At 67.8% G+C, this 3,290-nt stretch carries 3 protein-coding genes and 2 pseudogenes; 1 reads left to right on the top strand and 4 read right to left on the bottom strand.

The window, feature by feature from the left end; genetic code table 11:
- Positions 1-214 (top strand): annotated as a pseudogene (locus ABYE80_RS18850) (FkbM family methyltransferase); the annotation flags it as partial.
- Positions 215-224: 10 nt separating this feature from the next.
- On the opposite strand, the gene ABYE80_RS18845 reads toward ABYE80_RS18850, so the two are convergent.
- From ABYE80_RS18845 to ABYE80_RS18830, 4 genes and pseudogenes are all read right to left on the bottom strand, one after another.
- Positions 225-905, bottom strand: coding sequence for a class I SAM-dependent methyltransferase (locus tag ABYE80_RS18845; RefSeq protein ID WP_372791856.1), 681 nt, complete (start codon positions 903-905; stop codon positions 225-227).
- 56 nt (positions 906-961) lie between these two features.
- Positions 962-1,636 carry an FkbM family methyltransferase gene (locus ABYE80_RS18840; protein WP_372791855.1) on the bottom strand — a complete coding sequence of 225 codons (675 nt, stop codon included), beginning with the start codon at positions 1,634-1,636 and terminating at the stop codon, positions 962-964.
- 112 nt (positions 1,637-1,748) lie between these two features.
- A complete protein-coding gene (locus tag ABYE80_RS18835; RefSeq protein WP_372791854.1) occupies positions 1,749-3,035 on the bottom strand; it encodes a lipopolysaccharide biosynthesis protein in 1,287 nt (428 codons plus the stop codon).
- Positions 3,036-3,118: 83 nt separating this feature from the next.
- A pseudogene (locus tag ABYE80_RS18830) lies at positions 3,119-3,290 on the bottom strand (acyltransferase); the annotation flags it as partial.

Here is a 3,290-nt window from a genome sequence, read left to right as displayed (position 1 = left end):
GGTCCTGCGCGGCTGCGGCGACGCCATCTCCCTCATCGACGACGTGTTCGTCGAGTGCTCGTTCGTCGAGCTCTACGAGGGCCAGGCGCTCGCCCACGAGGTGATCGGGTACCTGGCGCAGCACGGGCTGATGCTGGTGGCCATGGGCGCGCCGACCCTGGGCGTGGACGGTGAGCTGGTGCAGGCCGACCTGTTGTTCCGGCGACGGGTGTGAGCCGTCGCGGTCAGCGGACCGCCCGGATCAGGTAGTGCGTCGCGAGGTTGTCGCGTCCCTTCCTGCCGGCCCAGTTCTCGTAGGCGACGTAGGCCCGCAGGAGCGGGTTGAAGAACCGGAAGTACACCGCTCCGCGATACATGGAGCGGATCTCTACCGATCGCCAAGGTGAGAACAACCGCTGGAGGGCAGACGCGTAGCAGCGGCGATACCGGGCCGGGAACACGTCATGCGACGGGATCTTGAGGATGCGGTGGGCGACCTCGTGTCCGACGCGCTCGGGCAGGATCTGATTCGCCACGCCGAAAGCGCTGTACTTGCCCGACAGAAAGGCGATCAACTGCCCGCCCTCCTTCAGGTACAGCCGCAGGTTCTCGACCGCTTGATCGACGTCGCCGATGTGCTCGAACACCTGCCAGCTGATGATCAGATCGAAGCGCCCGATCAGCGAGTCCTGACGGATGGCCGCATCGGCGACGTGCACCTCGTCGTAGGCGCCGTCCGGTGCGTTCTCGAGTTCCTCCGCCGAGATGTCGAGCCCCACGTAGCGGCACCCTTCGGGGAGCTCGTCGTGAGCGAACACGGGGTCGCGACCCGACCCCACGTCGAGCACGACCGAGCCCGGGGCGAGCGCCTCCTCGCAGAGAGCACGGAAGTCACGGTCGAGCGGGATGCCGTATCGAGCGGGCAACCGACCAGCGGCTGCGAGTTGCGCGGACCATCCCACGGTGGGGATCTCAGCATTCGTCATCGGGGCACCATCAGCCAGTGTCGATCGCTCACGAAGTCGAAGCGGTAGGACGGTGCCAGCTCCCTGGCCTGCTGCACCCGTTCGTCGTCGGTGAACTCGACGAGGAAACGCGCCCGGGCATCGGCGAGCAGCCTGCTCGCACCCCTGAGGACGTCCACCTCCACCCCTTCCGTGTCGATCTTGATCAGATCCGGGTACGGCGCGGTGTCGAGGACCCGATCGAGGGTGGTCACCTCCACGTCGAGCCGTTCGTCACCGACGTTCTCCTGCTCCAGCGTCCACATCAGCGAAACGCCGGAGCGGGAGTACATGGTCATCGAGCCTGGTTGCGCCGCGACCGCGCTACCGATGACGGTGACGTTCTCCGCCCCGTTCAACGCGAGGTTCGCGCGCAGGCGCTCGGCGTTGCCGGGCACCGGCTCAAATGCGACAACGGCCCCCTCCCGACCGACTCGACGCGCCGCTATGAGCGACATGAGGCCGATGTGGGCACCGACGTCCCAGAACACCTGGCCCGGTTGCAGCGCGGCGACACGTTGCTGGACGTCGCGCTCATGGTCGCCTGTCCAGTAGTACTTCTCCGACCCAGGCACGATCCGCAGCCGGAGGTCTGCCGACGGACCGCCCTTCACGGTGACATCTGCGAGTCCCTGCGGCGCCAGGCGGTTCACCACCCGACGAACCGCTCGCTTCATCCGCGGTTGGCGGATGACGCGCTCTGTCAGCGACGGTGGAAGGCGATCAATGACTGCAATCGCAGTTCTGCGCAGCAAGCGAGGGTCCTCAGGTGGCGGGGGGTCGTGGCTGAAGTGTAAGGGTGGCCCCCGACTCACCCCCGGCTGCGACTTCGCCCGGGGGTCCATGATCGTGACCAAGCGCAGTCGTGGGACGGAGAGCGAGATACAGCAGGACGACGACGGAGACCGCCGAGGCGATCACCATGGACCATGCGACGCCAAGCGCGCCACTCGTCGGCACCAGGATCGGCAGGGCGATAAGCAAGGAGATCCAGCTGATGACCTCCGCGACGCTCCCGGCTCCCGCCCGTCCACGGCCCCGCGCAGCCTCGGCCACGGTTCGCCGGACACCCGCCAGCAGCCCCGCGAGGAGCAAGACGTGAACGAAGCGAAGCCCGGGCCGGAACTCCTCGCCGAAGAGGAGAGGCAGCAACGTGTCGACCGAGAGCTCCAGGGCCAGCGTCACCGATCCGCAGGCGAGGGCACCAAGTCCGACGTACTGCAGCACGAGGCGCCTGTGCTCGGACGCCGGGCGGGACGCGATGGCCGGGAACGCGACCATCCCGATCGACTGCCCGATGAATCGCGCCAGATTCGTGAACGCCACGGCTGACACGTAGAACCCGAGTTGCACGGGCGAGAGGAACGCTCCGATCACCACCTGATCGAGCTGAAGCCCGTCGGACGGGTTCGCCGTCCCCAGCAATCCCTTGCCACCGAAGGCCAGCACCTCCCGCTGCGACACCGCTCGTGCGTGTGGCGATGGGCTCGCGCGCATCACCCGGCCGGCGGCGACCCGGAACGACGCGATGGCGACCACGACGACGGTGATCACCCACAGAATCGTGACGAGCAGCAGGTCGCCGCCCCCGATCACGAACAGCGGCACGAGGACAGCCGCGTAGGACACCGGCGGAGCCACCCGCACCAAGTTGAACGCGCGGAACTCCAGCAGTCCCTGCAGCATGCTCATGGCGTACAGCTGGGCCATCGTCGCGGATGGAATGACGATCGAGAGGACCGCCGCGATCTGCGCCTCGGACCGCTGATCGTGAAACAGCACGATCAGTGCGACAGCTTGGACAGCGGCGACGGCGACCACCTGACGGGCGAGCAGCCGCTTGCCCATCTGCCACATCGCCGCGGGATCCCCGATGCCCGACGACACGTAGTAGCCGATAGCGGTGGGGCCGCCCAGGCTCCCCAGGAGCGTGCAGGGAAGTGCGACGGTCACGAGGAGGGCAAGGATGCCGCGGTCCTCGACCCCGAGAATGCGTGCGGCGAGGATGCCGCTGGCTGCGACGACGGCCTGCCCCAGCAACGCGGTGGCCACCACCCCTCGCACCGCTGACCCAGCGCGTGTCCGGGGCTCTCCGACATCGCTCGGACCCGATTCGCCGGTGTCCTCGCTCGGCGTCATCGTCCGGAGGGAAAGCGGTCACGGATAGGTCGCGCGGGGACTCCGACGCACACCGTGTCGGGCGGCAGATCGCGAACCACGACCGAACCCGCACCCACGATGCAGCCCTTGCCGATGGTGACGGGACCGACGATGACGACACCGAACCCGATGAGGTTGTCGCCGCCG

Source organism: Paraconexibacter sp. (assembly GCF_041602235.1).
Classification (GTDB): Bacteria; Actinomycetota; Thermoleophilia; order Solirubrobacterales; family Solirubrobacteraceae; genus Paraconexibacter.
The sequence above is the reverse complement of the archived record's forward strand: the minus strand, read 5'-3'. Positions and strand labels throughout refer to the sequence as shown.